Origin of the sequence: Daejeonella sp. (assembly GCF_044232565.1) — a bacterium.
GTDB lineage: Bacteria > Bacteroidota > Bacteroidia > Sphingobacteriales > Sphingobacteriaceae > Daejeonella.
The window spans coordinates 1-2,946 of sequence record NZ_JBIILQ010000296.1; the positions used below are offsets into that span (position 1 = coordinate 1).

Consider the following 2,946-nt stretch of genomic DNA (forward strand, 5'->3'; position numbering starts at 1 on the left):
TATCAAAACGGTATTTATCACGAATGCAGCAGATTACTTCATGACCACCCTCGAGTAAAACAGGTAAAAGTCGTTGTGCGATGTATCCACTTGCGCCGGTAAGAAGTATTTTCATCTATTTATTTTGCTAGCTTATCAAATTTAGTATTAATTGGGTCTGTTTGCATATTTAATTTATTGCTTAGATATTGGCCTTGAGGATTAATATTAATTAGCAAAATCTATTACAAAAGCGTAGCTTTGCGCCGTTATTTCCTGAAGGTCTGATTTTGTAAAGTAAAATCTTCCATAGATTATAAAAAAATAAGCATGAGAAAAATAGTTGATTACAGAAAGATTTTAGGCGTTGACAAGAATGTGGAATTGCAAGAGTTAAAGTCGGTTTATCGTACTTTAATGAAGAATTGGCATCCCGATAAATTCACGGATTCTGAAGAAAGTAAATTAGAAGCTGAAGAAAAAAGTAAACTAATCATTGAAGCCTATCATTTCTTAGTTAGCATAGCCTCAGAAACTCGCCAACAAACTATTGAAGACTATAAATTAACAACTACAACATCAGGTTTAGCTGATTTCGAGTTTAAAAATCAAATTCTGACCGTTTTTTTTGTGGATGGTTCTATATATGAATATTTCGATGTTCCGAAGGCAATTTATGTTAAATTAGTTAATGCTGAATCTCCAGCTAGATTTGCTAGAAGACATATTTACGCTAATTTTGTCTACAGAAGTACTAGCAAATTAGTTGCCTCGGCTTAAAATTTATTCCTTTGATAAGCCTCTGGTAGGTGTTTTCACCTTAACTTGTTATTTTGGTTTTTCCGCTTATAGACGCTCAAATGTCCGTAGAATTTAGCGAAGCGTTCTACGGATTGTGAAATATTAGGAGTCTCCTGACTCCTTTTAAAAATACGCTCATTTTACTCTAGTAAATTATTAGCATGATTTTTGCTAATAATTTAAAAATATGGATATGAAAATTCTAAAAAACTCTTTCAGAATCTGTCTTTTAATGCTTTTTGCAATTTTATCCCAATCGCTTCAAGCACAAACAAGAGCTCAGAAAAAACAAGCCGAAATCAAGAAACTTATTGAAAGCAAAAACTATGTTTTTATTGCGGAGTCGGCAAACCCACTTTCAGGTTCATCAATCAGGCTTACATCCATTTACTTTTTGAAGATTAATAAAGATTCACTTGATAGTCATTTACCCTATTTTGGAGTTGCTTTTAGAGCACCTATGGGAACTACTGAAAGTCCTTTAAGTTTTTTTTCCACCGACTTTAATTATTCGATGAAGGAATCAAAAAAAGGCACTTTTCAAGTTAAAATCCGAATTAATAAACCTGAAGATCCAGATTTGATGATGTTATCTGTTTCGAATTCAGGTTATGCTACCCTGACTGTGAATAGCATGGATAGGCAAACAATTTCTTTTTATGGCGAGATAGTTTCTGCTGATTTTTTGAAGAAACAATAGCTTTATTAATTAATGCCCTCCGCCGTCCATCATCTTACGAGCATGGAATACACCTGGTAAAATAGCTTCTAAAGATTCTCTTGCACCTTTTGGACTTCCCGGAAGGGTGATAATCATCGTTTTTCCAATCGCGCCTGCTACAGAACGGCTCATCATAGCTAGTGGCGTACGCATTTGTCCGAAGCCCCTCATAGCCTCAGTAATTCCATCAGCTTCGCGCTCAATGATTTCCTTCACTGCGCTTACAGTATTATCACGCGGACCTAAACCAGTCCCGCCAGTGGTGAATATGAACTGAATATCATCAGCAACCCATTCTCTTATCTGTTTCTGAATAGCGTCTTTATCATCAGGAAGGATTTTGTAGTGTAAAACAGATGCATTTACATTTTCTAGCATTTCTGTTATTTGGAGTCCGCTTTTATCTTCCCGCTCACCCTTTGCTGTGGAGTCGGAGCAGACTAAAACTGCGCAAGTAGGAGTATATTCTAAATGACGATTGCGGTCGCTTTTGCCACCTTTTTTCTCCAATAAACGGATGTTTCCAATTTCCAATTGAGTATCTACAGGCTTGAGCATATCGTATATTTCAAGAGCTGCAACCGAAACTGCCGTTAAAGTTTCCATCTCAATACCTGTTCGGCCGATCGATTTAGCTTCACCTAAAATGACAATTCCCTTTCTGTTCAAGATATCTTCGTTAAAAAGCTCTGAATGAAGGTCTCGGTTTATAAAGTTGAAGGTGAAATCCATTCCATCAATGGTAACGGGATGGCAATGGGGCAGGAGCTGAGGGGTTAGCTTTGCACCTAAAAACCCTGCTGCACGTGCCACATCAAAAAGATTACCTTTAGGTAGCTCATTCGAACGGATAAGCTCAATGCTTTTCTCCGAACAAAAAATAATAGCAACTGCCCTGGCAGTACGAAGAGTAATCTGTTTGTGACTGATATCGCGCATTTTGTTTGAAGCTTATTTTTATATCAAAGTTAATATTTATGAGATAAGAATACTAAACCATCTCCACCCAACCTGATAACTCAACAAACTAGAGCAAAGAATAAGTAGCAAGGAATAAGGACAGGATTTTAGTAAATTGTGAATTTAGTTTATTTCAGGGCACGGTCGTCTAACCAACTAACCAACTAACTAACCTAATTCCTACTAATGGCACCTCCCCCAAATTTATTCAACCGCAAGTTAAAGGATAGCATAAAATACCTGCCTAAGCGGTTTACCTGCCGATCTATAATGATATTGTCGAATACATCTCTGGAAATCCCTGAATTTTGATCAAAAATATCAAAAGCTTCAAATCGGATGGCACCAACATTAGCTTTCATGAAGCGATATTCTGTGTACAATCTTAAAATGGTTGGATTTCTTATAATCGAGTTATCAAATCCAGAGTTGATGGTTTTTCTGAGGTCATAACCCAAAGTGAGGTCTTTGAAAAAGTAATTTCG

Annotated in this window: 4 protein-coding genes and 1 pseudogene; 2 read left to right on the forward strand and 3 right to left on the reverse strand. The window is 36.5% G+C overall.

Annotated elements, in window-relative coordinates; all coding sequences use genetic code 11:
- A partial coding sequence (locus ACILQF_RS12320; protein ID WP_395627704.1) for an NAD-dependent epimerase/dehydratase family protein occupies window positions 1-115 on the reverse strand: 115 nt, incomplete at its 3' end.
- 194 nt (window positions 116-309) lie between these two features.
- Between ACILQF_RS12320 and ACILQF_RS12325 the strand changes: the two genes are divergently transcribed.
- Complete coding sequence (locus ACILQF_RS12325; RefSeq protein WP_395627701.1) at window positions 310-759, forward strand: KTSC domain-containing protein; 450 nt, start codon at window positions 310-312, stop codon at window positions 757-759.
- A gap of 214 nt (window positions 760-973) precedes the next feature.
- A complete protein-coding gene (locus tag ACILQF_RS12330; protein WP_395627702.1) occupies window positions 974-1,480 on the forward strand; it encodes a DUF4251 domain-containing protein in 507 nt (168 codons plus the stop codon).
- 9 nt (window positions 1,481-1,489) lie between these two features.
- Here ACILQF_RS12330 and moaCB read toward each other — a convergent pair whose 3' ends face one another.
- Both moaCB and ACILQF_RS12340 read right to left on the reverse strand, forming a co-directional pair.
- The gene (gene moaCB, locus ACILQF_RS12335) at window positions 1,490-2,440 is read right to left on the reverse strand and encodes a bifunctional molybdenum cofactor biosynthesis protein MoaC/MoaB (RefSeq protein WP_395627703.1); all 951 of its coding nucleotides are present in this window, start codon (window positions 2,438-2,440) and stop codon (window positions 1,490-1,492) included.
- Window positions 2,441-2,634: 194 nt separating this feature from the next.
- A pseudogene (locus ACILQF_RS12340) lies at window positions 2,635-2,946 on the reverse strand (hypothetical protein); the annotation flags it as partial.

What these genes read in the sequence shown, in the direction of transcription:
- moaCB (WP_395627703.1), bottom strand. Translation starts at nt 2,440, where the DNA reads ATGCGCGATATCAGTCACAAACAGATTACTCTTCGTACTGCCAGGGCA.
- ACILQF_RS12330 (WP_395627702.1), top strand. Translation starts at nt 974, where the DNA reads ATGAAAATTCTAAAAAACTCTTTCAGAATCTGTCTTTTAATGCTTTTT.
- ACILQF_RS12325 (WP_395627701.1), top strand. Translation starts at nt 310, where the DNA reads ATGAGAAAAATAGTTGATTACAGAAAGATTTTAGGCGTTGACAAGAAT.